Annotated in this window: 18 protein-coding genes; 13 read left to right on the top strand and 5 right to left on the bottom strand. The window is 72.1% G+C overall.

All coding sequences use genetic code 11. The features are described from left to right. The first annotated feature begins 62 nt into the window (after window positions 1-62). The 8 genes from ACFZBP_RS27535 (at window position 63) to ACFZBP_RS27500 (ending at window position 11,485) form a co-directional block, all read left to right on the top strand. Window positions 63-188 carry a hypothetical protein gene (locus ACFZBP_RS27535; RefSeq protein ID WP_391416964.1) on the top strand — a complete coding sequence of 42 codons (126 nt, stop codon included), beginning with the start codon at window positions 63-65 and terminating at the stop codon, window positions 186-188. A gap of 181 nt (window positions 189-369) precedes the next feature. Next, a complete protein-coding gene (locus tag ACFZBP_RS27530; protein ID WP_391416962.1) occupies window positions 370-1,908 on the top strand; it encodes a leucyl aminopeptidase in 1,539 nt (512 codons plus the stop codon). A 255-nt stretch (window positions 1,909-2,163) separates the two neighbouring features. Continuing rightward, the gene (lpdA, locus tag ACFZBP_RS27525) at window positions 2,164-3,552 is read left to right on the top strand and encodes a dihydrolipoyl dehydrogenase (RefSeq protein ID WP_383444307.1); all 1,389 of its coding nucleotides are present in this window, start codon (window positions 2,164-2,166) and stop codon (window positions 3,550-3,552) included. Window positions 3,553-3,611: 59 nt separating this feature from the next. After that, on the top strand, window positions 3,612-5,399 hold the full coding sequence (sucB, locus tag ACFZBP_RS27520) for a 2-oxoglutarate dehydrogenase, E2 component, dihydrolipoamide succinyltransferase (protein WP_391416959.1): 1,788 nt from the start codon (window positions 3,612-3,614) through the stop codon (window positions 5,397-5,399). 365 nt (window positions 5,400-5,764) lie between these two features. Further along, complete coding sequence (locus tag ACFZBP_RS27515; protein WP_383444301.1) at window positions 5,765-6,388, top strand: GntR family transcriptional regulator; 624 nt, start codon at window positions 5,765-5,767, stop codon at window positions 6,386-6,388. 316 nt (window positions 6,389-6,704) lie between these two features. Further along, a complete protein-coding gene (gene aceE / locus ACFZBP_RS27510) occupies window positions 6,705-9,407 on the top strand; it encodes a pyruvate dehydrogenase (acetyl-transferring), homodimeric type (protein WP_383444298.1) in 2,703 nt (900 codons plus the stop codon). Between the two features lie 480 nt (window positions 9,408-9,887). Beyond that, entirely contained in the window at window positions 9,888-10,895 is a 1,008-nt protein-coding gene (locus ACFZBP_RS27505; RefSeq protein WP_383444295.1) for a helix-turn-helix transcriptional regulator, read from the top strand. A 71-nt stretch (window positions 10,896-10,966) separates the two neighbouring features. Then, window positions 10,967-11,485 (top strand): DUF4240 domain-containing protein, encoded by a 519-nt coding sequence (locus tag ACFZBP_RS27500; protein ID WP_383445656.1) that lies wholly within the window; start codon window positions 10,967-10,969, stop codon window positions 11,483-11,485. Window positions 11,486-11,506: 21 nt separating this feature from the next. Here the strand turns inward: ACFZBP_RS27500 and ACFZBP_RS27495 are convergent, their stop codons facing one another. Then, window positions 11,507-11,713 (bottom strand): hypothetical protein, encoded by a 207-nt coding sequence (locus ACFZBP_RS27495; RefSeq protein WP_391416956.1) that lies wholly within the window; start codon window positions 11,711-11,713, stop codon window positions 11,507-11,509. 224 nt (window positions 11,714-11,937) lie between these two features. Here ACFZBP_RS27495 and ACFZBP_RS27490 point away from each other — a divergent pair, with 224 nt between their 5' ends. Continuing rightward, window positions 11,938-13,065, top strand: a complete 1,128-nt coding sequence (locus ACFZBP_RS27490) for a peptidoglycan bridge formation glycyltransferase FemA/FemB family protein (protein WP_391416953.1) — start codon at window positions 11,938-11,940, stop codon at window positions 13,063-13,065. Between the two features lie 94 nt (window positions 13,066-13,159). On the opposite strand, the gene ACFZBP_RS27485 is transcribed toward ACFZBP_RS27490, so the two are convergent. Both ACFZBP_RS27485 and ACFZBP_RS27480 read right to left on the bottom strand, forming a co-directional pair. Continuing rightward, window positions 13,160-13,996, bottom strand: a complete 837-nt coding sequence (locus tag ACFZBP_RS27485; RefSeq protein WP_391416951.1) for an alpha/beta fold hydrolase — start codon at window positions 13,994-13,996, stop codon at window positions 13,160-13,162. Between the two features lie 90 nt (window positions 13,997-14,086). Beyond that, entirely contained in the window at window positions 14,087-14,830 is a 744-nt protein-coding gene (locus ACFZBP_RS27480) for an N-acetylmuramoyl-L-alanine amidase (RefSeq protein WP_391417590.1), read from the bottom strand. A 919-nt stretch (window positions 14,831-15,749) separates the two neighbouring features. Between ACFZBP_RS27480 and ACFZBP_RS27475 the strand changes: the two genes are divergently transcribed. Beyond that, a complete protein-coding gene (locus ACFZBP_RS27475; RefSeq protein WP_391416949.1) occupies window positions 15,750-16,934 on the top strand; it encodes a MarP family serine protease in 1,185 nt (394 codons plus the stop codon). A 79-nt stretch (window positions 16,935-17,013) separates the two neighbouring features. Here ACFZBP_RS27475 and ACFZBP_RS27470 read toward each other — a convergent pair whose 3' ends face one another. Then, window positions 17,014-17,511: a GNAT family N-acetyltransferase gene (locus tag ACFZBP_RS27470; RefSeq protein ID WP_383444280.1), complete on the bottom strand. Its 498-nt coding sequence runs from the start codon at window positions 17,509-17,511 to the stop codon at window positions 17,014-17,016. 70 nt (window positions 17,512-17,581) lie between these two features. On the opposite strand from ACFZBP_RS27470, the gene ACFZBP_RS27465 reads away from it, so the two are divergent. After that, window positions 17,582-18,481 carry a TIGR01777 family oxidoreductase gene (locus ACFZBP_RS27465; RefSeq protein ID WP_391416945.1) on the top strand — a complete coding sequence of 300 codons (900 nt, stop codon included), beginning with the start codon at window positions 17,582-17,584 and terminating at the stop codon, window positions 18,479-18,481. A 217-nt stretch (window positions 18,482-18,698) separates the two neighbouring features. Then, window positions 18,699-20,081: an FAD-dependent oxidoreductase gene (locus tag ACFZBP_RS27460; protein ID WP_391416942.1), complete on the top strand. Its 1,383-nt coding sequence runs from the start codon at window positions 18,699-18,701 to the stop codon at window positions 20,079-20,081. A 102-nt stretch (window positions 20,082-20,183) separates the two neighbouring features. On the opposite strand, the gene ACFZBP_RS27455 is transcribed toward ACFZBP_RS27460, so the two are convergent. Further along, a complete protein-coding gene (locus ACFZBP_RS27455) occupies window positions 20,184-21,623 on the bottom strand; it encodes a regulator (protein ID WP_383444271.1) in 1,440 nt (479 codons plus the stop codon). A gap of 282 nt (window positions 21,624-21,905) precedes the next feature. Here ACFZBP_RS27455 and lipB point away from each other — a divergent pair, with 282 nt between their 5' ends. Then, entirely contained in the window at window positions 21,906-22,706 is an 801-nt protein-coding gene (lipB, locus tag ACFZBP_RS27450; RefSeq protein WP_391416939.1) for a lipoyl(octanoyl) transferase LipB, read from the top strand. The last annotated feature ends 629 nt before the right edge of the window (window positions 22,707-23,335 follow it).

The raw sequence follows: 23,335 nt of genomic DNA, 5'->3' as shown, positions 1-23,335 counted from the left end.
GGTCGCCCCTTCCCCCCAGAAGATCCCCTTGTGGCCGCTTGCGGTGAAACGGCGGAGGATCCGTGGAAATCATGCAAACCGGCAAGCTGACCACTCACCGGAACCAGATGAGTGTGACTCAGCTCACCGAGGCGGAGGATCAAGAAATGACCGTGACGCCACCGACGGGTGAACGACCGCAGGAATGAGCGAACGCTCACACGAGCGTAGGCTCGTGCCGAGTGTTCGCCGTGCCGGGGAAGGCCCCGCTGAAACCGCACCCGTCGAGACCGCGTCCGTGGGTCGGAAATAGGGTCGGCCGTCGGGCCCGGTCGACCCACACGTTTTCGGCCATCGCAAACTTCACATCGGAAGCGAGATTTCACCACCGTGACTGCTCTCACTCTCAGCACCGCCGCGGCGCCCGGCCTGCGCGCCGACGCGATCGTGATCGGTGTCGCCAAGGGCGCCGGCTCCAAGGCGGCGGGCCCGGTCGTCGCACCGGGCGCCGAGGCCGTGGACAAGGCGTACGACGGCAGGCTCGCCGGCGTCCTGGAGACCCTCGGCGCCTCGGGTGCCGAGGGCGAGGTGACGAAGCTCCCCGCGCCCGCCGGGTTCAAGGCCCCGCTCGTGGTGGCGGTGGGCCTGGGTGCCGCGCCGGAGAAGGACGCCGAGTACGACGGTGAGGCGCTGCGCAAGGCCGCCGGTGTCGCCGCCCGCGCCCTCGCCGGTGTCAAGAAGGCCGCGTTCGCGCTGCCGCTGGGCGACGCCGGTGACGTCGGCGCCGTCGCCGAGGGCGTGCTGCTCGGGGCGTACTCCTTCGACGCGTACAAGGACAACGGCAAGAACGCCTCGGCGAAGAACGGCAAGTCCCCGCTCGCCGAGGCCGCGCTGCTCGGCGGCAAGCCCCGCGACAAGGAGCACAAGGCCGCGCTGGAGCGTGCCACCGCCGTCGTCGAGGAGCTCAACCGCGCCCGCGACCTGATCAACACCCCGCCCAACGACCTCACCCCCGAGTCCTTCGCCGCCATCGCCACGGCGGCCGGCAAGGAGCACGGCATCAAGGTGCAGGTGCTCGACGAGAAGGCGCTGACCAAGGGCGGCTACGGCGGCATCCTGGGCGTCGGCTCCGGCTCGGCGGCCACTCCGCGGCTGGTCAAGCTGTCGTACACGCACTCCAAGGCGGACAAGCACCTCGCCCTCGTCGGCAAGGGCATCACCTACGACTCGGGCGGCATCTCGCTGAAGCCGGCCGGGCACAACGAGACGATGAAGTGCGACATGAGCGGCGCCGCCGCCGTGTTCGCCGCCGTCGTGGCCGCCGCGCGCCTCGGCCTCCAGGTCAACATCACCGGCTGGCTGGCCCTGGCCGAGAACATGCCCTCGGGCTCCGCCGTACGCCCCGGTGACGTGCTGCGCATGTACAGCGGCAAGACCGTCGAGGTCCTCAACACAGACGCGGAGGGCCGGCTGGTGCTCGCGGACGCGCTGTGGGCGGCGTCGCAGGAGAAGCCGGACGCGATCGTGGACGTGGCGACGCTGACCGGTGCGATGGTGCTGGCGCTGGGGAACCGGACGTTCGGTGTCATGGCCAACGACGACGCGTTCCGCTCCGCGATCGTGGAGGCGGCCGAGGAGGTCGGGGAGGCGTCGTGGCCGATGCCGCTGCCGGAGCATCTGCGCAAGGGGATGGACTCGCCCACCGCCGATATCGCCAACATGGGTGAGCGGATGGGTGGCGGGCTGGTCGCCGGGCTGTTCCTGCGGGAGTTCGTCGGCGAGGGGATCACCTGGGCGCACCTGGACATCGCGGGGCCGGCGTTCAACGAGGGCGGCCCCTTCGGGTACACGCCGAAGGGTGGCACCGGCAGCGCGGTACGGACCCTGGTCCGGCTCGCTGAACTCACCGCGGCCGGCGACCTGGGGTGAGGTTGCTCTGAACAAAAGGGGGCTCCGCGCGCGGGTAGGGCGGGGCCCCCTCATTCATGCGCCTCGGGCATCCGCTCAACTGAACGTGGGACGTCTCACACACCGGCCCGGCGTCTCGTTCGGTGTGGACAAGTGCGAAGATGGGGCTCGGCAGGACAGGGCCCCCACCACAGGGCCGAAGAAAGAGCGGCCGGACACCAGCCGCCGACCGGTCACCGCTGACCGGCGTAGGCGCACATGCATGGAGGACGTGACGTGGCGAACGACGCCAGCACCGTTTTCGACCTAGTGATCCTCGGCGGTGGTAGTGGCGGTTACGCCGCGGCCCTGCGCGGGGCGCAGCTGGGCCTGGACGTCGCCCTGATCGAGAAGGACAAGGTCGGCGGCACCTGCCTGCACCGGGGATGCATCCCCACCAAGGCCCTGCTGCACGCGGGCGAGATCGCCGACCAGGCCCGCGAGAGCGAGCAGTTCGGCGTCAAGGCCACCTTCGAGGGCATCGACATCGCCGGGGTGCACAAGTACAAGGACGGCGTGATCGCCGGTCTGTACAAGGGCCTCCAGGGACTTGTCGCCTCCCGCAAGGTGACGTACATCGAGGGCGAGGGCCGGCTGTCCTCCCCCACCTCCGTCGACGTGAACGGCCAGCGCATCCAGGGCCGCCACGTCCTGCTGGCGACCGGCTCCGTGCCGAAGTCGCTGCCGGGCCTGGAGATCGACGGCAACCGGATCATCTCCTCTGACCACGCCCTCGTCCTGGACCGCGTACCGAAGTCCGCGATCATCCTGGGCGGCGGCGTCATCGGCGTCGAGTTCGCCTCCGCCTGGAAGTCCTTCGGTGCGGACGTCACCGTCATCGAGGGCCTCAAGCACCTCGTCCCGGTCGAGGACGAGAACTCCTCGAAGCTTCTTGAGCGCGCGTTCCGCAAGCGCGGCATCAAGTTCAACCTGGGCACCTTCTTCTCGAAGGCCGAGTACACCGCCGACGGCGTCAAGGTCACCCTGGCCGACGGCAAGGAGTTCGAGGCCGAGGTCCTGCTGGTGGCCGTGGGCCGTGGCCCGGTCTCCGCCGGTCTCGGCTACGAGGAGCAGGGCGTCGCCATGGACCGCGGCTACGTCCTCGTCGACGAGTACATGCGCACCAACGTGCCGACCATCTCCGCCGTCGGTGACCTCGTCCCGACCCTCCAGCTCGCGCACGTCGGCTTCGCCGAGGGCATCCTGGTGGCGGAGCGTCTGGCCGGTCTGAAGACCGTTCCGATCGACTACGACGGTGTCCCGCGGGTGACGTACTGCCACCCGGAGGTCGCCTCCGTCGGTATCACCGAGGCCAAGGCCAAGGAGATCTACGGCGCGGACAAGGTCGTCGCTCTGAAGTACAACCTGGCGGGCAACGGCAAGAGCAAGATCCTGAACACCGCGGGCGAGATCAAGCTCGTCCAGGTCAAGGACGGTGCCGTCGTCGGCGTCCACATGGTCGGCGACCGCATGGGCGAGCAGGTCGGCGAAGCCCAGCTGATCTACAACTGGGAGGCGCTGCCGGCCGAGGTCGCCCAGCTCATCCACGCCCACCCGACGCAGAACGAGGCGCTCGGCGAGGCCCACCTGGCCCTGGCCGGCAAGCCGCTGCACGCGCACGACTGATCCCTCGGTCGACAAGCGACGACTCAGACTTCCGCAATTCGTAAGGAGCAACCGAAACCATGGCGGTTTCCGTAACCCTTCCGGCGCTCGGCGAGAGCGTCACCGAGGGCACTGTCACCCGCTGGCTGAAGGCCGAGGGTGAGCGCGTCGAGGCCGACGAGCCGCTGCTCGAGGTCTCCACCGACAAGGTCGACACCGAGATCCCCTCCCCCGCCGCCGGCGTCCTGGCCTCCATCAAGGTCGCCGAGGACGAGACGGTCGAGGTCGGTGCCGAGCTGGCCGTGATCGACGACGGCACGGGCGCCCCCGCTGCCGCCCCGGCGCCCGCCGCCGAGCCCGCCCCGGCCGCCGAGCCGGAGCCGGCCCCGCAGGCCGCTGCCCCGTCCACCGAGCAGGCCGCCCCGGCCCCGGCGCCCACCGCCGAGGCCGCCGCCGGCGGCGGCAGCGCCGAGGGCACGGACGTCGTCCTGCCCGCGCTCGGCGAGTCCGTCACCGAGGGCACCGTCACCCGCTGGCTGAAGTCGGTCGGCGACAGCGTCGAGGCCGACGAGCCGCTGCTGGAGGTGTCGACGGACAAGGTCGACACCGAGATCCCCGCCCCGGCCTCCGGCACGCTGCTGGAGATCGTGGTCGGCGAGGACGAGACGGCCGAGGTCGGCGCCAAGCTGGCCGTCATCGGTGCCGCGGGTGCCGCTCCGGCGGCCGCCCCGGCCCAGGAGGCTCCGGCCCCCGCCGCCGCTGCCCCGGCCGAGCCCGCGGCTCCGGCCGCTCCGGCTGCCCCCGCCGCTCCTGCCGCGCCCGCCGCTGCCGCCCCGGCTCCGGCCCAGCCCGCTGCTCCGGCTCCCGCGCCGGCCGCCCCGGCCCCGGCCACCCCGGCTCCGGCCACTCCGGCCGCCGCCAAGCCGACCGACGAGGGCGCCTACGTCACCCCGCTGGTGCGCAAGCTCGCCGCCGAGAACGGCGTCGACCTGGCCTCCGTCAAGGGCACCGGCGTCGGCGGTCGTATCCGCAAGCAGGACGTCATCGCCGCCGCCGAGGCCGCGAAGGCCGCCGCCGCTGCTCCGGCTCCGGCCGCTGCCGCTCCGGCCGCCGCCGCGAAGAAGGCGCCGACGCTGGAGGCCTCCCCCCTGCGTGGCCAGACCGTCAAGATGCCGCGCATCCGCAAGGTCATCGGCGACAACATGGTCAAGGCACTGCACGAGCAGGCGCAGCTGTCGTCGGTCGTCGAGGTCGACGTCACGCGCCTGATGAAGCTGCGCGGTCGGGCGAAGGACGCCTTCGCCGCCCGTGAGGGCGTCAAGCTCTCCCCGATGCCGTTCTTCGTCAAGGCCGCGGCCCAGGCGCTGAAGGCGCACGCGCCCATCAACGCCAAGATCAACGAGGGCGAAGGCACGATCACCTACTTCGACACCGAGAACATCGGTATCGCGGTGGACTCCGAGAAGGGCCTGATGACCCCGGTCATCAAGCACGCGGGCGACCTGAACATCGCCGGCATCGCGAAGGCCACGGCGGAGCTGGCCGGCAAGGTCCGCGCCAACAAGATCACGCCCGACGAGCTGTCCGGCGCGACCTTCACCATCTCCAACACCGGTTCGCGCGGTGCGCTCTTCGACACGATCATCGTGCCGCCGGGCCAGGTCGCGATCCTCGGCATCGGTGCCACGGTCAAGCGTCCGGCCGTCATCGAGACCGAGGAGGGCACGGTCATCGGCGTCCGCGACATGACCTACCTGACCCTCTCCTACGATCACCGCCTGGTCGACGGCGCCGACGCGGCCCGTTACCTGACGGCGGTCAAGGCGATCCTGGAGGCGGGCGAGTTCGAGGTCGAGCTCGGCCTGTAATCGCCGACCCAGCAGTACGACGCCCCGTCCGGAACTCCCGGGCGGGGCGTCACTTGTCGGGGCGCCGGAGAGCTCGGTGCGCGGGGTTGTCGGGCGGGTGCGGGTAGTCGTTGGCTGGTCGCGCAGTTCCCCGCGCCCCTTGAGGTGCGCCCGCCGCACCAACCTCAAGGGGCGCGGGGAACTGCGCGAGCAACCGCGATCCACCCGCACCCGCCCACCGACGAACCGCACCGAGCTCTCAGGCGCCCGGCCCCAGGAAACCCGTGTAAGTCTCGTCTCACCTGCACCAAAGCACCCCCGTCGGCTCACCCAGCGGAGCGCCACGGCCGTATTGTCTAAACGTCAACGCGCCCTAAGGAGCCCTCATGACCGCCCCCGTCATCCACTCGCTGCGCGAACAGATCCGCGAGCACATCCTGGAGGGGATCATCAGCGGGCGCTGGCAGCCGGGCGAGCGAATCGTGGAACGGCGGATCGCCACCGAGCTGGAGGTCAGCCAGACCCCCGTCCGGGAGGCGCTGCGCGAGCTGGAGTCCCTGCGCCTGATCGAGTCCGCGCCGAACAAGGGCGTACGCGTCCGCAGTCTGACGGCAGCCGACCTGGAGGAGAGCTACCCGGTCCGGGCCGGCCTGGAGGCCATCGCGGCCGAGCTCGCGGCGGACCGCCTCGCCGAGGACTGCTCCGCCCTGGACCCGCATGTCACCGCGCTGTACGACGCCGACCGCAACTCCGACGGCACGGCCCAGGTCCGGCACACGGTCGCCTTCCACCGCGAGATGGTCCGCGCCGCCGGCAACTCCGTGCTGCTGCACACCTGGGAGGGCCTCGGCATCGAGGTGTTCACGGCCCTGTCCATCCGGTGGCTGGGGACCGTGCAGCAGTCGTACGCCGAGGAGCACGCGGAACTGGTGGCCGCGTTCAAGCGCCGCGACCCGCGTATCGCCGACCTGGTCAAGAGTCACGTCCTGGGCTGCGCACCCCGGGCCTGACAGGCGCCCTCAGCCACCGTCGGCCCGCACCGGGCCGCTGACGGCGGACTGCCCCGAGCTCATCCGCGCTCACCCCTCCTCACCTGCGCAAATCACCGACGGAGCGGTCACCCCGTGCCACCGCCGGAGGCACCCCGTGCCGACTTTCTCGTGATCAAGAGGTTTTCGCCCTCAACCCTTTGATCGATCATCGATCAGAGAGTTATTGTCGCCGACGGACCTTCACCGAGGTCCTCGCCCTGTCCTGCCAAAGACAAAGGGCACCCCCGAACCCTTACCGATGAGGGAACCCCCTTCGACTGAGGAAGGCGGCGACATGACCGACCCCAACGCCATCCAGCCGAGCGCGCTCGACCAGCTCCCCGACCGGGACCCGGAGGAGACCGCCGAATGGCAGGCCTCCCTGGACGCGGTCGCCAAGGCAGCCGGTCCGCACCGCGCCGCATACCTGATGCGCCGCACGCTGGAGAGGGCCGAGGGCACCGGCATCGCGCTGCCCAAGCTCCTCGAGACCGACTACGTCAACACCATCCCGACCTCCGCCGAGCCCGCCGTGCCCGGTGACGAGGCGATGGAGTCCCGTATCACCGCGTGGAACCGCTGGAACGCGGCCGCCATGGTGACCCGGGGCAGCAAACACGGCGTCGGCGGCCACATCGCCACCTTCGCCTCCGCGGCCTGGCTCTACGAGACCGGCTTCAACCACTTCTTCAAGGGCAAGGAGGGGGACGGCTCCGGCGACCAGCTGTACATCCAGGGCCACGCCTCCCCCGGCATCTACGCCCGCGCCTTCCTCGACGGCCGCCTCACCGAGCAGCACCTCGACAACTTCCGTCAGGAGGCCGGCGGCAACGGACTCCCGTCCTACCCGCACCCCCGCCGACTGCCCTGGCTGTGGGAGTTCCCGACGGTGAGCATGGGCCTCGGCCCGCTCTCCGCCATCTACCAGGCGCGCTTCAACCGCTATCTGACGGCCCGCGGCATCAAGGACGTCTCCAACTCGCACGTCTGGGCGTTCCTCGGCGACGGCGAGATGGACGAGCCGGAGTCCACGGCGGCCCTCGCCCTGGCCTCCCGCGAGGGTCTGGACAACCTGACCTTCGTCATCAACTGCAACCTCCAGCGCCTCGACGGCCCGGTCCGCGCCAACTTCAAGATCGTGCAGGAGCTGGAGGCCCAGTTCCGCGGCGCCGGCTGGAACGTCGTGAAGTCGCTGTGGGGCACGGCCTGGGACGAGCTGTTCCAGCTCGACACCACCGGCGCGCTGGTACGCCGGCTGCGCGAGGTACCCGACGCGCAGGTGCAGACGTACCAGACGCGCGACGCCGCCTACATCCGCCAGGACTTCTTCGGCAAGGACCCGGCGCTCGTGGAGCTGGCGAAGCTGCTGAGCGACGACAAGATCCTCGAGTGCTTCCACCTCTCCCGCGGTGGTCACGAGGCCCGCAAGGTCTTCGCCGCCTACAAGGCCGCCGTCGAGTTCAAGGGCGCGCCGACGGTCATCCTGGCCCAGACGGTCAAGGGCTTCACGCTCGGCGAGGGCTTCGCGTCGAAGAACGCCAACCACCAGATGAAGAAGCTCTCGGTGGACGAGTTCAAGGCGATGCGCGACCTGCTCGACCTGCCGATCAAGGACAGCGACTTCGTCGACGGTGTGGTGCCCTACGGCCACCCCGGCGCCGACTCCCCCGAGGTCCGCTACCTCCAGGAGCGCCGCGCGGCCCTCGGCGGCCCGGCCCCGGCCCGCCGCGTGCACCCCGTGGCGCCGCTGCCGGCCCCCGCCGAGAAGGCGTTCGCCTCCTTCGACAAGGGCTCCGGCTCCCAGAACGTGGCCACCACCATGGCCTTCGTCCGCCTGATCAAGGACCTGGTCCGCGACAAGGAGACGGGCAAGCGCTGGGTGCCGATCGTCCCCGACGAGGCGCGCACCTTCGGCATGGAGAGCCTCTTCCCGTCCCTCGGGATCTACTCCCCCAAGGGCCAGACGTACGAGCCGGTCGACCGCGACCAGCTGATGTACTACAAGGAGGCCAAGAACGGCCAGATCCTCAACGAGGGGATCACCGAGGCCGGTTCGATGGCCGACTTCATCGCCGCGTCCACCGCGTACTCCACGCACGGTGAGGCGATGATCCCGTTCTACATCTTCTACTCGATGTTCGGCTGGCAGCGCACCGCCGACCAGATGTGGCAGCTCGGCGACCAGCTGGGCCGCGGCTTCCTGGTGGGCGCGACGGCAGGCCGTACGACGCTGACGGGCGAGGGCCTGCAGCATGCCGACGGCCACTCGCCGGTGATCGCGGCGACGAACCCGGCGGCGCTGACGTACGACCCGGCGTTCGCGTACGAGGTGGCGACGATCGTCAAGGACGGTCTGCGGCGGATGTACGGCGAGGCGGCGCCGGGTGAGGACCCGAACGTCTTCTACTACCTGACCGTCTACAACGAGCCGCTCCCGCAGCCGGCGAAGCCCTCGGGCCTCGGCGTCGACGAGGGCATCGTCAAGGGCCTGTACCGCTTCAACACGGCGGAGTCGGCCGAGCTGTCCCCGGCGGCCAACGCCCCGCGCATCCAGCTGCTGGGCTCCGGCACGGCGATCCACTGGGTGCTGGCCGCGCAGAAGCTGCTCGCCGAGGAGTGGGGTGTGGCGGCCGACGTCTGGTCCGCGACGTCCTGGACGGAGCTGCGGCGGGACGCCCTGGAGGCGGACGCGGCGCTGCTGCGTGGTGAGGAGCGGGTGCCGTACGTCCGTCAGGCGCTGCAGGGTGCCGACGGGCCGGTGCTGGCGGTCTCCGACTACATGCGGCAGGTTCCCGACCAGATCGCGCAGTGGGTCGAGCAGGACTACTCCTCGCTGGGCGCGGACGGCTTCGGTCTCTCCGACACCCGCGAGGCGGCCCGCCGGCACTTCGGCGTCGACGCCGAGTCGATCGTCGTCGCGGCTCTCGCCCAGCTTGCGAAGCGGGGCGAGGTCAAGGCGACGGCGGTGAAGGAGGCACGGGAGAAGTACGGCCTGTAGGCCGCCCGTCCCATCCCATCCCAGGGGCTACGCCCCTTCGACCCCGGCCGGTCCTCCTTCGGGTGCGGGTGGGTGGGGGCTGGTCGCGCAGTTCCCCGCGCCCCTTCTGGGGCTCCGCCCCAGACCCCGCTCCTCAAACGCCGGAGGGGCTGAATTTGTCGGGCCGGGCTGGATCTCTCCAGCCCGGCCCGACGTTCGAGCACGAGCCACCACCATCCCGAACCCCCACCCACCCACAGGCAGCTTCACCCGCCCAGGCACATTCAGCCCGCCCGGCGCTCGAGGACGAGGCACCACCGTCCCGAGCCCCCACCCACCCGCAGGGGCTACGCCGGCCCAGCGTATTCAGCCTGTCCGGCGTTTGAGGACGAGGCCCGGAGGGCCGACAGCGGGGGTCTGGGGGCGGAGCCCCCAGGGATGGGACGGGTAGGGGCGGCGGGGGCGAGGAACGTCGGTCGGGTGGACCGGCATCATGGGCACATGCGTGCTGCCCGGCTCATCAAGATGGTGCTGTTGCTCCAGTCCCGGCCCTCGATGACGGCCGCCGAACTCGCCCGCGAGCTGGAGGTCTCCGAGCGGACGGTCACGCGGGACGCGCAGGCACTGTCGGAGGCGGGAGTTCCGGTCTACGCCGACCGGGGCCGGGCCGGCGGGTACCGGCTCATCGGCGGATACCGCACCCGCCTGACGGGCCTCGGCCGCAGCGAGGCCGAGGCGTTGTTCCTGTCCGGGGTACCGGGCGCGCTACGGGAGATGGGTCTGGAGGACGCCGCCTCCGCCGCCCGGCTCAAGGTGTCGGCGGCCCTCATGCCCTCCCTGCGCGACGCCTCCCGCTCAGCCGCCCAACGTTTCCACCTCGACGCCCCGAACTGGTTCAGGGAACCGAAGACCCCGGCCCTGCTGCCGGCCGTCGCGGACGCGGTCTGGGACGACCGCCGCATCGTGGCCCGCTACCGACGCGGGGAGACCGAGGTCGAGCGGGAACTGGAGCCGTACGGACTCGTACTGAAGGCGGGGGTCTGGTATCTCTGCGCCCGCGTCGCGGGAGACGGCGGACTCGGCGGTCACGGCCACGGCTCGTATCGGGTGTACCGCATCGACCGCTTCACGGCAGTGGACCCCGACGACGAGCGGTCCGAGCGTTTCGAACGGGACGAGGCCTTCGATCTGCCGGGTTTCTGGGACGAACGGGCCGAGCAGTTCACGCGCTCCCTGCTGCGCGCCGAGGTCAAGGCGCGGGTGTCACCGGACGGAGCGCGCCGACTCCCGCACGCCGTCGACCCGCACTCCGCACGGGAGGCCCTCCGGACGGCCGACGCCCCGGACGGCGACGGCTGGGTGACCGTGACGCTCCCGGTGGAGTCCGAGGAGGTGGCCCACACCCAGCTCGCCGCACTCGGCCCGGAGGTCGAGGTACTGGCGCCGCAGGAACTGCGGGAGCGTTTCGCGAGGGACGCCGTACGGCTGGCCGCGCTGTACGAATCGTGAGCGGCACCCCGATAACAATCCGCACCACTCCACGTGCGTCCCACCCCCACAGGGCCGATGCTTGACCCGTGATGGACGAGACGGAGTTCTGGGAGCTGGTGGACGGCGCCCGTGAGGCGGCCGAGGGCGACCCCGAGGAGCAGGCCGACCTGCTCGTGGACCGGCTGCTCCAGCAGGACCCCGACGCGGTGCTCGACTTCGCCCGTCACTTCGAGGCCCGCTACAACCGCGCGTACACCTGGGATCTGTGGGGCGCCGCCTGGGTCCTGCTGGGCGGGGCCAGCGACGACGCGTTCGACTTCTTCCGGTGCTGGCTGATCGGCCAGGGCCGCGAGGTGTACGAGGGCGGTGTGCACGACCCCGACTCGCTCGCCGATCTGCTGGACGACTTCGACGAGGAGTTCGACGGCGACGCGGAGGAGCTCGGCTACGCGGCGGACGAGGCGTACGAACAGCTCACCGGCACCGTCGCCCCCGACCTCGGCATCCCGCCCGCCCCGGCGGAACCGGAGGGCACACCGGTCGACTTCGAGAACGAACGGGCGCTGGCCGAGCGGTATCCCAAGCTGTGGGAACGGTTCAAGGACTGAGCCGAGCCGAGCTGTCGCCGCTCAGGCCGCGGCGCGCCTGCGGCTCAGGTCGGTCGGGAGGTAGGCCTGTGTCTGCTCGACCTTGACGGCGTGATGCATCGGCGCCTTGTTGGCCTGGTCCAGGGCGGACGCCGTGACGGCGGCCGGCCCCAGCACGACGGACGCGACCGCGCAGACGACGGTCCAGACACGCCTGCCACTCCTGCTGTCGCTGTACCTCTTGCTCATGATCCCCGCCTCCGGTCAGTGCGTGTGCATGACGACAGGAAGGACGATAGGGAGGCTGTCTCGGGGAGATCCTTGAGCCGGCTACGAGAATCCTGTGAGGCCGCGGCTCCTCGTCCTGGTGACCGACGTCACCGGGCGGGCCGGGAACGTTCACACCCCGTCCCTTGACCCGTTCCGTGAACTCCGGCTTAGGGTGGCCGCCCCCGACCAGGAGCACCCTGCCCATGACCAGCCTGTTCGTGCGGGAGATACCGCGCGCGGAGCACCTCGCCCGGCTGCGGCGGCATCCCGACGCGAGCCATCTCCAGATCCCCGAGTGGGGCGACGTGAAGCCCGACTGGCTGCCGGAGAGCGTCGGCTGGTTCGAGGACGGCGAACTGGTCGCGACGGCGCTCGTCCTGTACCGGCCGCTGCCCGGTACCAGGCGCTTCCTGGCCTACCTGCCCGACGGCCCCGCGATCGACTGGCGTACGCCGCGTCTGGAGCGCTGGCTGGACCCGCTGGTCGCCCATCTGAAGAAGATCGGGGCGTTCTCGGTCCGTATCGGCCCGCCCCTCGTCGTACGTCACTGGGACGCGGCGACCGTCGCCGAGGGCATCGCCGACCCCGACGTACGCCATCTGCGCGAGCTGCCGCCGGACGGCATCGACGGCTACGCGCTCGACGTCGCGGAACGGCTGGGGCGGCTCGGGTGGCGGCGGTGCGAGGAGGACGACGGGAGCGGGTTCGGGGTCGGGCAGCCGCGGTACGGCTGTGAGATCCCGTTGGCCGGGCGCTCGGTGGACGACCTGCGCGGGGCTCTCGCGCCGCACTGGGAGCAGTCCCTGCGTACGGCCGAGGCGGCGGGTGTCCGTGTCTCCTGGGGGTCGGCCGCCGACCTGCCCGACTTCCACCGCCTCTACACCGCGACCGCCGCCCGCGACGGTTTCAAGGCCCGCCCGCTGGACTACTTCCGACGCATGTGGGCGGCCCTGAACGCCGAGGACGACGACCGGCTGCGGCTCTACGTCGCCGAGTACGACGGCGAGGTGCTCTCCGCCGCCCTCATGATCAGCGTCGGCTCCCGCGTCTGGCACTCCTACGCCGCGTCCGGCCGCCGGGGCCGCGAACTCCGCCCCAGCAGCGCGTTGTTGTGGCGCATGCTGGGCGACGCGCGAGCCGCGGGCGCGAAGACCTACGACCTGCGCTCCATCACCCCCGCCCTCACCGAGGACCGCCTGCGCGGCCGCCTCCTCTTCAAGACGGGCGCGGGCGGCCGGGCGGTGGAGAACCTCGGCGAGTGGGAGCTGCCGGTGGGGAGCCAGGGGAGGGTGCTGCAGCGGGCGTTGGGGGTTTATCTGGGGCGGCGGTGAGCAGCGGCAGCGCAGGGGACGGCGGGACACGAGCGGTAGCACGGTCGGACCCGCGGGCCAGCAACCCACTGCACCGTCTGGGCGGTCTGACCGGTCAGGCGCGGAATGCCTTCCCCAGGGCCTCGCCGAACTCGGCGGGGTGAGTGGTCAGGCCCGTGTGCCCGCCGGGGAAGTGCAGGAGATGCGTGCCGAGGCGCTCGGCCAGGAAGGCGGCCGGACGGTAGGGCAGTTCGCCGCGGGAGTCCTGGCCGCACGCGAGCACCAGCCGGTCCGACAGCGCCTCCAACCGCCGGAGGTCCGGGACGTAGGACATGAAGCTCGGCACGATCCGCCCGACGAAGTACGGCAGATCCGCCATCGTCCGGTCGGCCCGCGCCGCTGCCCGCGGCGGAAGCCTGGTTCCGGCGGTCGGCGCGGTGGTGCCGCGGCCCGTCGTCAGCCCTGCGGCGAACACGGTCATCGCCGGCATGAGCCCCTGGGTGCGGAAGGTCTCCTGCACGCGCGCGACGAGCGCGCGATGTTCGGACGCGTCCGGCAGGACCTCCACCACCGGCGGTTCATGCGCCACGACGCGTTCGACGCGTTCCGGACGAGCCGTGAGCAGGTGCAGCGCGGCGATGGCCCCCGAGCTGGCGCCGAACACACGGGCGGGCTCTCGGGGCGACAGCAGTCCCAGTATCCGGAACGCGTCGTCGGCATGTTCGGACACCCGCTGCTCGGCCTCGGGCTCGTCCAGCACGCTTCGGGACATGCCGCGCGGGTCGTAGGTCGCGACCGTGTACTCGGCGGCAAGGCCGTCGGCGATGCCGTCGAAGGCGGCCGAGCCGCCCGTCCCACCGGGGATCAGCAGCAGAAGTGGCCCTTGGCCGCGCACTTCGTAGTGCAAGGTCGCACCGGGTACACGCAGGCTGCCTGCAGTGGGGGTGGGCATCGGGAGACTCCTTGTCGGCGCATGCAGCATCATTCCTAGGACCTCTAGGTTATACCTAGAGGCCCTAGGTTTGGTGCTCAGGAGACGCGGTCACCCTCTGCCCTGCAGCCGGGCCGCTGTCTCCCTGATCTCCGGGAGGCGGGCGGTGAGGGCCGCGCCGGGGCAGGTCGTCATGTAGCCCACGTTGTGACCGGCGACGGCAGGGAGCGCGGCGGTGGCGCCGGAGGCGTAGCGGCTCTGGCTGTTGCTGGAGGTCAGCCGGACCTTCGCGCGCGGGTCCGTGTCGGAGATGCCCAGCTTCCACGCGGCCAGCGCGGCGATCGAGTCGGTCATGGCCTTCGGCACGGGCACCCCGGCCGTGAAGGTGCCGATGGCGGCGATGCCGGTGGTGCGGTGGTTGAAGCCCTGGGTGTGAGCGCCGGTGACCGGGCGGTCGATGCCGCCCGCGCGGCCCTCGTAGATGGTGCCGCAGCGGTCGACGAGGAAGTTGTAGCCGATGTCGTCCCAGTCCCGGGACCCGGTCTGGCCCGCGTACACGTACCGGATGATGCGGGGCACGTCGGCGCAGTCGTAGCCGTTGGGCGTGTCAGTGTGGTGGACGAAGACGGCGACGACCCGGTCGTCGTAGCGCGGTGGCGGCTGGGCCCGCCGGGTGTCGTCGTCCAGCCAGGCCGACCTCGGCACGATGGGCGGCCGGGGTGCCTGGTGCGGGGCGGGGGGACGCGCCGCGACGGGCCGCGCGGACGCCGCGACGACGCGTTCGACCCCGTTCGCGCACAGCGCCAGCGCGAGAACGGCGGCGAGTCCGGGCAGACAGCCGAGCAGCACGAGCAGAACGGGCGGAACACGCCACTCCTGCGGGGCCCGCGACCGACTCCGGGCCGGCCACCCGGCGCCCGGCCTGCGCGGGCTCCGGTCCTGCGCCTGGGCTCGGTACAGTCGCCGGGCCCGAGCGTGCCATCGAGCCCGAGGCCGTTGCCGACGCGGAGGCCTGGGCCGGGAGCGGGCGCGGGGGCGCGTACGGGTACGAGTACGGGGTTGCCGCGTACCACCGGATGCAGGCCCGGCCCACCCCTCCGGCACGACCCCGCTGCCCGACTCCTCCCGCCCGCCCTCGGCCGACCGATCCCGCACAGGCGGCCCATCCGCCCGCCACACCCCGGGCTCATCCACACCAACCCGCGAGGAGGCGACGTCCGGCACACGCGGCGCGCCCTCCCTGCCCCCCACGCCCGATCCCGGCGGAACCTCCACCCCGCGGGCCCCGACACCCGATCCCGGCCCGACCTCCGGCCCCCGCACCTCCCGTCCGCCCCGGCCCGCACCCACCTCGCCGGAAGCCTCCCGCGATGACCCCCCGCGCACCCCCCGGCCCACGCCCTCATCCGCCCACCGCCCAGCACCGTCGGGGACAGCCGGCTCCCCTCCCCCACCCGGCTTCTCTCCCCGTCCCGCCCCCGCAGCCCAAGCCGTCCCCCCAGCCCACGGTATTCGTACGGCACGGGGTCTTCGTCTCCCCCGCGTTCGCCGGAAGACCCTTCGGGTGACCCGTCGGAAGGCACGCATGGTCCTACTGTCCGACGGATCACGTCCGCCCGCGATGTGTGGTGTGACACGCGGTGGAACCATCGTCACGGTCCGGGGCGTTTCTCCAGGTGAACGCTGCGTGGCCGGTTCCCGGCGGCGCGGGTGCGGGTGCTGATCAACGGGCGGCTTCCGCGCGTACTAAGGGGTCCGAGAGAAAGGCGGCTCTGTGGACCTGCTCGACATCCTGCTGTTGCTGGTGATCCTTGCCTACGCGGCGTCCGGCTACCGACGCGGACTGGTGGCCGGATGCGTCTCGCTGGCCGGTTTCGTGGGCGGCGCGGTGATCGGCGTATGGATCCTGCCGTGGATGATGGACCTGGTCACACCGGGTACGACGCAGGCGACCGTGACCGCGGTGCTCACGGTGCTGGTACCGGCCGTGGTGGTGCACGAGTTGGCCGGTCGGCTGGCCCTGCGGCTGCGCCGGGAGCTGGACCGGGGGCCGCTCCGGGTGGCCGACGGGGTGGGCGGGGCCGTGGCCAACTCGGTGGCCGTGCTGATCGTGGCCTGGGTGGCGGCGAGCGTCCTCGCCGCGTCCTCCTCCACGGTGCTCAGCTCCGCGATCCGCGACTCCCGGCTGCTCGGCACCGTGCAGGACGCGATGCCGGACACGACACCGGCCTGGTTCTCACGGGCCACCACCGCCCTCACCGAGGCGGGCTTCCCGCAGGTCTTCAACCCGTTCGAGAACGAGTCGACCGCCGAGGTCGCCAAGCCCTCCGGCGACAGCGTCACCGCCGCCGCGACGAACGCCGCCAAGCTCAGCACCGTCAAGATCGAGGGCGCCTCGGGCACCCAGGGCCGCGAGGGCAGCGGCTTCGTCTACTCTCCGCAGCACGTGATGACCAACGCCCACGTCGTGGCCGGCATCGACGCCCCCAGCGTCCGGGTCGGCGGCGTAGGGCGGTCGTACGAGTCACGGGTGGTGCTCTTCGACCCGCAGCGGGACGTGGCCGTGCTCTACGTCCCCGATCTGCGCGCCCCCGTCCTGGGCTTCGACGACGACGCCACGCGCGGCGACTCGGCGGTCGTGGCGGGCTATCCCGAGGACGGTGACCTCAACCTCCAGGCGGCGACGGTCGCGAACCGGGTGCGGGCGACCGGCCAGAACATCTACAACGACGCGACCGTCACCCGCGAGATCTACTCGATCCGCTCCACCGTCCGCCCCGGCAACTCCGGCGGTCCGCTGCTGACCACCGACGGCAAGGTGTTCGGCGTGGTCTTCGCCCGCTCCACCTCCGACGACGAGACGGGCTACGTCCTGACGGCCGCCGAGGTCGCCTCCGACGCGAAGCGCGCGGCGAACGCGACGGCGCCGGTGGACACGGGCGACCTCGTCACGTCCTGAACCTCTTCACGTCCTGAAGCTCGTACGTCCTGGACCTCCCCCCGCACCCCTTCCCCCGCGTCCCCTCACCTCCCCGCCGTCACAGCCTCCGCCCCATGAGCACGTCGTCCACATACCCACCGTCCAGGAAGAACTCCTCGGGCAGCACCCCCTCCACCACGAACCCCTCGGCCTCGTACAGCTTGCGGGCCGGCGCGTTGTGGCCGAGAACGCGCAGGGTGAGCCGGCGAGCGCCCCTGCGGCGGGCCTCCTCGACGGCGGCGCGGATCAGCGCCCGGCCGACGCCACGGCCACGGACCTCGTCGGCGACGGCGAGGCCCTGGATCTGCCGGACGTGCGCGTTGCAGGCGAGCGGAGTGGCCAGGGCCAGCCGGACGTAGCCGACGATCCGCCGGTCGAGTTCCGCGACCAGATGGTCCTCGGGGGCGTGCCGCTCGTCGAAGAACGGCCGGTACGGCGGCCTCGGTCGGGGCACGACCGCGTGCAGCGGCGACCAGGTGACACGGTCGAGGTGGGCGAGTTCCTCCTCGTCGTCGGGCAGGGCGGCGCGTATACGGGGTACGTACGAATCGGACATGGGCGTCACCCTACGACCGGGGCCGGGGCGGCCGACCGGGACTTTATGCGGTCAGAGGCAGGATGAGATTATGGAACTTTCAAGAATCGCGGTGGCCGGCTCCTCCGGGCTGATCGGCGGCGCCCTGGTGCGGTCCCTGGTCGCGGACGGGCACGAGGTGGTACGGCTGGTGCGGCGCGCGCCCCGTTCGGCGGACGAGGTGCGGTGGGATCCCGAGCGGAGATACGTGGACGTGGCCGGGCTCGCCGGATGCGACGCCGTGGTCAATCTCGCCGGCGCGAACGTGGGCTCGCGGCGCTGGACGGAGGCGTACAAGGCGCGGCTCCGGAGCGGGCGGGTGCGGGGCACGGCGGCGCTCGCGGAGGCGATGGCCTCGCTGGACAAGCCACCGCGGGTCTTCGTGAACGGCAGCGCGATCGGCTACTACGGCGAGACCGGCGAGCGGACCGTCGACGAGAGCGCGCCGCCCGGGGAGGGCTTCCTGCCCTCGCTGGTCGTGGACTGGGAAGGTGCGGCGGCACCCGCGCAGGAGGCGGGCGTGCGGACGGTGTTCCCGCGCACGGGGCTGGTGGTGGCCCGGCAGGGGGGCGCCTGGGGAAAGCTGTTCCCGCTCTTCAAGGCCGGGCTGGGCGGCCGCATGGGCGACGGGCGGCAGTACTGGTCGTTCGTCTCGCTGCACGACGAGGTGGCCGCGATCCGGCATCTGATCGACACCGACGGCCTGTCGGGCCCCTTCAACCTGACCGCCCCCCAACCGCTGACGAACCGTGAGATCACCGAGGTCATGGGCCGCGTACTGCGCCGCCCGACCCTCTTCGCGGTCCCGGCGCCCGTACTGCGCACGGTCCTCGGCGAGATGGCCGGGGATGTACTGGGCAGCCAGCGGGTCCTCCCGAAGCGCCTGCTGGAGTCGGGCTTCACCTTCGCGTTCCCGGACGTCGAGGCGGCGATCCGGGCTGCCGTCGCGTAGCGGAGGGGGCGGCCCGGCAGCCGCACGACAACGGCGGCCGCACAGTGACGCCGGACAGGACTGGACGTCCGTATGCGACCGTCGTGCGACCGTGCTCTGTTCATGCGCGACTGTTTCCGACCGATCACGGCCCTAACCTCGATCCGAACTCGGGTATCTCCGACGCCTGTTGGGGGCATGACGTCTCCACCGGCCGCGCAACCTCGAGGAGGGGCACGTGCTTGAGCCCGCGTACCAGGCGGACGTCGTCATCGTGGGAGCCGGGGTCGCCGGACTCTCCGCGGCGCATCGGCTGACCAGCGCAGGAGTGAGGACCGCAGTCCTGGAGGCCGCCCCCTATCCGGGCGGTCGCATGTCGACCGAGAAGATCGACGGGTTCCGACTCGACCGGATCGGACAGCTTCTGTCGACGTCGTATCCGGAACTACGGCTGACCCCCGGCCTCGACGCGCTGGCCCTGCGCCCCTTCGCGCCGGGCGTACTGCTGCACAGCGACGGGCGCCGGCACCGCGCGGGCGCGTTCGCCAAGCCACGGAGCGCGAGGGGCGCACTCCACGCGGTGCGCGCCCTGGCGAGCGCCCCCAGGACGCCCAGGACGGCTCCCGTACGCGGCACCCCCGGCCCGACGGCCCTGCCGAGGGTGCGCGCCGGCGCCCCGCTGGGCACGGCCGTCGACCAGGCCCGGCTCGGCGCCGCCCTCGCCCGGCTCGCCACCGCCCCCGTCGAACGCCTGCTGACCCGCCCGGAGTTGCCCGCCGCACAGGCCCTCGCGGAACGGGGCGTCCCCACCCGCACGATCGACGGCTTCCTGCGCCCGCTGCTCGCCGCGCTGCTGTGCGACCCGGATCTGACGACCTCCAGCCGGTGCGCCGACCTGGCCCTGCGCGCCTTCGCGAGCGGACGGCTGTGCGTGCCCGAGGGCGGCGCGGAGGCGCTGCCCGAGCTGCTGGCACAGGCGTTGCCGCCGGGCACCGTGCACACCGGCGTACGGGTCACGTCGATCGCCACGACCTCCGTCACCACCGCCGAACACGGCGAGATACGGTGCCGGGCCGTGCTGCTGGCGACGGACGCCCGGACCGCCGCGGAACTGCTGCCCGGCCTGCGCGTACCGGACTTCCACCCGGTGACCGTCGTCCACCACACGACCGACGAACCGCCCACGACCGGCGCCTCGCTCCTGCTCGACGCCGACCGGGGCGGCCCGGTCGCGCACACGGCGGTGATCAGCCAGGTGGACCCGACCCGCGCTCCGGCCGACCGGACCCTCGTCTCCTCGACGGTCCTCGGCACCCCGTCGCCGGACATCGACACGGCCGTACGGATGCACCTGTCCCGCCTCTACGGCACCTCCACCACCCGCTGGGAGACGCTCGCCGTACACCACACCCCGGAGGCCGTCCCCGCGATGCGCCCACCCCACGACCTACGCCGCCCGGTACGCCTCCTGGCGGGCCTGTACGTGTGCGGCGACCACCGCGACACCAGCACCATCCAGGGCGCCCTCCACTCGGCCCACAGGGCGGCGGCGGCCATCCTGACGGACCTGGGAGCAGCGGGCTCGCTCAACAGGGCGGAGCCGCTGAGGGCAGCGGCGTAACAGGACGCCCCCCGCGCCCCGTCAGGGGCGCGGGGAACTGCGCGACCAGCCACAACGAGAGCCGCACCCGGCAGCAAACTCTTCGAAGTCACGGCGAGCGCCCTACAACAACGCCGCCACCTTGTCCCGATACCCCCGCACCGGCGCCGCATCCCGATACGGCTCCAACCGACGCTCGAAGTCCCGGACATACTCGACCGCCCGAACCGACCGCATCTCCGCGGCAGCGCCCGCCGCCTCCGCCCCCAACGCACAGGCCTGGTCCAGCTCACCGAGCCCCAGCCGGGCGGAGGCAAGGACGACCCGGCAGAACAGCCGGCTGCGGGCGAACGCGGGCGCCCGCAGCTGCAACGACCGCTCCGCGTGCTGCGCCGCCGCCCGGAACTGCTGAAGATCCCGGTGGCAGTGCCCGAACTCGTCGGCCAGCTGCGCCTCGTCGAAGAACCGCGCCCAGGGCGGCACGTCGTCGCCGGGCCGCGCCGCTTCGAGGGCGCGCTCGGCCCGGACCAGGGAGGCCGTACAGGCGCGCACCTCGCCCAGTACGCCGTGCCCGCGCGCCTCGCACGCGTGCAGCAGGGCCTGCACGACCGGGGGCGCGCTGGTGCCGACGCCCTGCTGGGCCACCCGCGCGAGCTGCACGGCCTCGCGGCCATGGGCGAGGTAGACGGCCTGGCGACTCATGGTGACCAGGACGTAGGAGCCGAACGCCCGGTCCCCGGCCGCCTGCGCGAGGCGCAGCGACTGCACGAAGTAGCGCTGGGCGAGCCCGTGCGCCGCGATGTCGAACGACGTCCAGCCCGCGAGCCTCGTGAGGTCGGCGGCGGCCTGGAACAGCCGGCGGCCGGTCTGCTCGCCGTAGGTGCCGCGCAGCATCGGCTCGCACTCGTGCTCCAGGTAGCGCACGAGGGCCTGGCGCGCGTGGCCGCCGCCGTACATGTCGTCGAGGGAGCGGAACAACTCGCCGACCGACTGCAGGGCGGCGATGTCGCCGCCGGTCACCTTCTGGCCGGGCCCGCGCTCGCCCTGGCTGCGCTGGCGGGGTACGGCGGCGGGGCGGCCCTGCACCGGGATGCGGGTGATCGGCTCGCCCCGCGCGACCTTCTCGTCGGCGCGGCCGATCAGCCAGTCCCGGCTGGGCACGACGAGGCCCGCCGGGGTGAAGGCGATCTTGCGCAGTTCGGCGTGGCTGCCGGAGTCCTTGCGCCACAGGCCGCTGACGATGTCGACGGCCTCCTCGGGGGTCGCGGCGAACTCCAGCCCCGCGTACACGGGCGCGCACGCGTCGAGGCCGAGGTCCTGTGCCGAGAGCCGGCGACCGAGGCGCCGGGTGAACACCTCGGCGATGAGGGCGGGCGTCGTGCCCCGCGGCTGCTGTCCGCGCAGCCAGCGGGTGACCGATGTCTTGTCGTATCTGAGATCAAGCCCGTGTTCGAGGCCGAGCTGGTCCACCCGGCGGGCGAGACCCGCGTTGGAGAATCCCGCTTCTGCGATGAGCGCGGCGAGCTGGCGGTTGGGGGTGCGCTGCGCGGGTCGTTCCGTCATCTGCGGTGCGGTCTCCTGCCTTTCGGACCTCTCGCGGACCACTGCGGCCGCTGAGTGCCCGGATTGCCGGTGAGCAGCCATTTTGGCCTCTCGAACGGCGCGAATGTAGCGGAGAGTAAGCAGCCGATCGCACATTTCCCCGCCCATTCATCCGATCGTGTGAGGATTGCCCTACTGGGCTGACGCAGACCGTGAGGCGTCACCCGAACAAGCCGGTCGTACAGTGGCGTAGGCACGCTTTGTGCCTTACGACTTTCCGGTGCTTCTAGGGAGGCGCTTGCCGTGAGTGAGTTGCGGTTCGTCCGTATGGGGTTCGGCGCGGACGCCGTCGAGTACCAGGAGGCGTGGGACGAGCAGCGCCGGGTGCACGCGGCGCGGTTCGAGGACGAGCTCCCCGACACGGTCCTGCTGCTCGAACACCCCCCGGTGTACACGGCGGGCCGGCGTACGGCGGACAACGAGCGGCCGCTGGACGGCACCCCGGTCATCGACGTGGACCGCGGCGGCAAGATCACCTGGCACGGTCCCGGTCAGCTGGTCGGCTACCCGATCCAGAAGCTGCCCCGCCCGGTGGACGTCGTGGCGCACGTACGGCGCCTGGAGGAGGCCCTGATCCGCACCTGCGCGGAGTTCGGCCTGGAGACCAGCCGGGTCGAGGGCCGTAGCGGCGTCTGGGTCCTCGGCGACCCCGTGGAGCAGCGCCCGGCGCTCGGCGGCCTCGCCCTGGACTTCGACCCCCGGCTCACCGACGAGGAGTTCGACCCGCGGCTGAACGGTCCCGAGTACGCGCCCTCCAACGCCGGCCAGCGGCGCGAGGACCGCAAGATCGCGGCGATCGGGATCCGGGTGGCGAAGGGCGTCACCATGCACGGCTTCGCGCTGAACGTGAACCCTGACAACAAGTGGTTCGACCGGATCATCCCCTGCGGGATCCGGGACGCGGGGGTCGCCTCGCTGGCGGACGAACTCGGGCGCGACGTGACGATCGACGAGGTCCTGCCGGTCGTGGAGCGACACCTGAAGGCCGTACTGGAGAACGCGGACCTGCGGCCCCGAGAAATCGAGAAAACCCCCGCCGCCTGACCCACGCCCGGTTTCCTCGCCCCCGCCGCCCCTACCCGTCCCCTCCCTGGAGGCTCCGCCCCCAGACCCCCTGATCGGCCCTCCGGGCCTCGTCCTCAAACGCCGGACAGGCTGAAGATGCCCGGCCCCGCGTAGCCATCTGCGGGTGGGTGGGGGCTAGGGACGGTGGTGGCCTCGCCCTCAAACGCCGGGCGGGCTGACAGTGCCTGGGCCGCGCAGCCGCCGGCGGGGCGGGTGGGGGCTAGGGACGGTGATGGCCTCGCCCTCAAAACGCCAGGCGGGCTGACAGTGCCTGGGCCGCGCAGCCGCCGGCGGGGCGGGTGGGGGCTGGGGACGGTGGTGGCCTCGCCCTCAAAACGCTGGACGGGCTGAGAGTGCCCAGGCCGGCGTAGCCCCCGGCGGGTGGGTGGGGGCTGGGGACGGCAATGGCTTGTCCTCGAACGTCGGGCGGGCTGGAAGATCCAGCCCCTCCGGCGTTTGAGGAGCGGGGTGTGGGGCGGAGCCCCAGAAAAGGGCGCGGGGCTGTGTCGATAGGCGGCTCCGCCGCGTGGGCGCGACCAGCCCCCACCCACCCGCACCCGAAGGACGACCGACCGGGGTCGAAGGGGCGGAGCCCCTGGGGATGGGAC

Origin of the sequence: Streptomyces sp. NPDC008086, assembly GCF_042957325.1 — a bacterium.
Lineage (GTDB): Bacteria > Actinomycetota > Actinomycetes > Streptomycetales > Streptomycetaceae > Streptomyces.
Note: the sequence above shows the minus strand (reverse complement) of the source record. Positions and strands in the feature narration are given on the sequence as shown.

Excerpts from the sequence above, each read along its gene's own strand:
- sucB (WP_391416959.1), top strand. The coding sequence starts at position 3,612 with ATGGCGGTTTCCGTAACCCTTCCGGCGCTCGGCGAGAGCGTCACCGAG.
- ACFZBP_RS27515 (WP_383444301.1), top strand. The coding sequence starts at position 5,765 with ATGACCGCCCCCGTCATCCACTCGCTGCGCGAACAGATCCGCGAGCAC.
- aceE (WP_383444298.1), top strand. The coding sequence starts at position 6,705 with ATGACCGACCCCAACGCCATCCAGCCGAGCGCGCTCGACCAGCTCCCC.
- ACFZBP_RS27505 (WP_383444295.1), top strand. The coding sequence starts at position 9,888 with ATGCGTGCTGCCCGGCTCATCAAGATGGTGCTGTTGCTCCAGTCCCGG.
- ACFZBP_RS27500 (WP_383445656.1), top strand. The coding sequence starts at position 10,967 with ATGGACGAGACGGAGTTCTGGGAGCTGGTGGACGGCGCCCGTGAGGCG.
- ACFZBP_RS27495 (WP_391416956.1), bottom strand. The coding sequence starts at position 11,713 with ATGAGCAAGAGGTACAGCGACAGCAGGAGTGGCAGGCGTGTCTGGACC.
- ACFZBP_RS27490 (WP_391416953.1), top strand. The coding sequence starts at position 11,938 with ATGACCAGCCTGTTCGTGCGGGAGATACCGCGCGCGGAGCACCTCGCC.
- ACFZBP_RS27485 (WP_391416951.1), bottom strand. The coding sequence starts at position 13,996 with ATGCCCACCCCCACTGCAGGCAGCCTGCGTGTACCCGGTGCGACCTTG.
- ACFZBP_RS27470 (WP_383444280.1), bottom strand. The coding sequence starts at position 17,511 with ATGTCCGATTCGTACGTACCCCGTATACGCGCCGCCCTGCCCGACGAC.
- ACFZBP_RS27465 (WP_391416945.1), top strand. The coding sequence starts at position 17,582 with ATGGAACTTTCAAGAATCGCGGTGGCCGGCTCCTCCGGGCTGATCGGC.
- ACFZBP_RS27455 (WP_383444271.1), bottom strand. The coding sequence starts at position 21,623 with ATGACGGAACGACCCGCGCAGCGCACCCCCAACCGCCAGCTCGCCGCG.